Source organism: Mesorhizobium sp. A623 (genome assembly GCF_054489405.1).
On record NZ_JBTMXB010000095.1, the window covers coordinates 1 to 2,379 of the forward strand.

The window sequence follows — 2,379 nt, forward strand, 5'->3', positions numbered from 1 at the left end:
CGAGTTCGAACGCGTGGCATGAGAATTGTCACCGGCAGGGCGCTCTCCGATCAAATTCTGATCCCTGCAACACGGCCTACCGACATCGTTCTTCAGGCTCACTACGCCGCCACTTGTTCGGCGGGCGACGTCGTGGTGGGCCTCTCGCAAAGCGGCTCGACGGCGACCGTGGTCTCGGCGCTGCGCATGGCCGCTTCGCGCGGAGCGACGGTCGTCGCTATCACCTCTAGTTCAAAATCTCCCATCACGTCCGTGGCGAGCCTCAGCCTTGTCCTGTCGGTTCCCGACCTGTCCTTCCAGACAGCCAGCAATGAAATCCGCTCCGCCCAGCTTTCCGTCGTCGACGCGCTCTGCGTGGCGGTGGCCATGCGCTCGCCGGAGCGTTACCTGCAAAACAGCGCCCAAGTGGAGGCCGCCAGCCGCAGCCTGCATGTGAGGAGCGGATCGAAGTAGACGAGGCAGCGTAGCGGCGTGAAATTCCACACCATCTCGTCGAAATGCCACTTGGCGGCAAGGCTGCCTATCGAATCCCATCGATAATTGTATCCAAATTCTTGTCGTCGGCTTCATCGCTTTCGTCGTTTGCCAATCCGGCCGGAATCTCGCCCGCGAGCAGCTTTTCCTTGGACAGCAGCCCGGCGTCTTCGAGCGCTTCGAAATCGGGCAGATCGCGCAGCGTGTCGAGGCCGAAATGGGAGAGGAACGCTTTGGTGGTGACATAGGTATAGGGCGCGCCCGGCGTCGGGCTGCGCGGACCCGAGGCGATGAACTCTTGCGACCGCAACGCGCCGATGGTGTCGCGCGAAACCTCCTTGCCGAAAAAGCTGGAGAGCTCGCTGCGGGTGATCGGCTGGAAATAGGCAATGCACATCAAAACCAGCGTCTCGCTCTGCGACAGCGCGCGAGATTCTGCCGTGCTCTGCCCCGTCGCCGCTTGAATTGCGTCGGAATAGATTTTTCTGGTCCGGTGCTGCCAGCCGCCCGCGACCGACACCAGTTCGTAGGGCCGCCCAGTGAGTTCGGCGCGAATGTCGTCGATGATCAGATCGATGTTGCAGCCTTTGCCGACGACACGCGCCAATGTTTCGCGGGTCACCGGCGTGCCGGCAGCAAAGATCACCGCCTCGACGCGCAAAAGCCATTCGCGCCAACGCAGCTCCGGCGGCAGGTGCTCGAGCTCCATGTCCAGCAATGCCAACTCAGCATTTTCCTTTCGGCGGACGAACGGTTCTGCCATCGTTACAGCCCAAAAAGCCGGAAGGTGGAACGGCCCGATAATTCTCGCACCGCCTCGAACTTTTGCAGACGCTCGAACAGACGCCGTGAACCGAAGCGCGACAGATTTCTCGTGGTCAGTGAGCCTGGCACGGCATCGTCGTCCAGCAGTTTCTGGATCACCTCGCCTGCCCCCTTGGCGCGCAGTTTAGGGACCACTCCAACGAGCTTTTCGGCGCGCCGAGACAGGTCCGCGCCTAGCTGGCAACTCGCCGCTGCGCCCTGCGCCAGCGCCAGACAAACAGCTCGCTCAAACCCGTCCTCTCCCGGCCTGATCCGCCCCCGACTACCATCGATGCGGAACACCGGCGAAAACACCTGAGCCATCAACAGCGGCACCGGGCGTGGCCAGCACAGTTTTTGCGCCATGATCAGATCGGCACACCACCAGGCCAGCAATTCCGCTCCCGGCGACAGGGCAACAACCTGGGTGGCAATCACTGCGGCAACAAACGGCGCCGGCCGGCCGGAGTGGACCACATCGTCAATGGCGCTCGGGAGATCGCCAAAACCGTCGTCCCAGCGCAGGCCGAGTTGTTCAACCACTTCGGCCAGTCTCGCGATGTCGACTACCGGCGGCCGCGCCGCCAGTTGCCGCCACGCGGCCAAAATAGTGCCGGCGGGCCCGGGCGCGTCGCCGGGCTGGCGCAGAACCCAGGCGTCGCGCAGAGCCGCCTCATCCTCGTTGCGGCCAGCAAGGCGAACGGCGGCGGCGGCGCATTTGAGGGCGAGACGGTGGCGCCAGGCGCCGGCCCAAGCCGGGTCGGACCGCACCAGCATGTCGAGCGTAGTCAGCGCCGCACCGGCCATAAAAGCCGCTTCGGTATCGCTGGCGACGGCCCCGCGCGGCACGACCCAGGCCGGTATCAGCCGCACGACGGCCGGGGTTGAGCCCACTGCGGCATCTGTTTTGGCCCGGGGCCTGGTTTGATCGGCTCGAATCATGGCCGGCCAGCCTACCGTGGTCGTGCGCTTGATGCCACTCTATTCGTCATCAACCGCACCGCCTGTCTTGCTGCATAACGACCGATAATGTTGCCTTATCGTTCGTTATGCCATAGCCTGCGCCAATGGCCCGAAACCTCGATCAAACCCCCGAAAATC

General features: G+C 63.5%; 3 protein-coding genes. 1 reads left to right on the forward strand and 2 read right to left on the reverse strand.

Features of this window, described 5'->3' with window-relative positions:
* Positions 1–18: 18 nt before the first annotated feature.
* Complete coding sequence (locus ACX3P1_RS27925; RefSeq protein WP_459083023.1) at positions 19–453, forward strand: MurR/RpiR family transcriptional regulator; 435 nt, start codon at positions 19–21, stop codon at positions 451–453.
* Between the two features lie 67 nt (positions 454–520).
* Here ACX3P1_RS27925 and scpB read toward each other — a convergent pair whose 3' ends face one another.
* Both scpB and ACX3P1_RS27935 read right to left on the reverse strand, forming a co-directional pair.
* Positions 521–1,237: an SMC-Scp complex subunit ScpB gene (gene scpB, locus ACX3P1_RS27930; RefSeq protein WP_459083025.1), complete on the reverse strand. Its 717-nt coding sequence runs from the start codon at positions 1,235–1,237 to the stop codon at positions 521–523.
* 2 nt (positions 1,238–1,239) lie between these two features.
* On the reverse strand, positions 1,240–2,172 hold the full coding sequence (locus ACX3P1_RS27935; RefSeq protein ID WP_459083027.1) for a DUF1403 family protein: 933 nt from the start codon (positions 2,170–2,172) through the stop codon (positions 1,240–1,242).
* Positions 2,173–2,379: the final 207 nt, after the last annotated feature.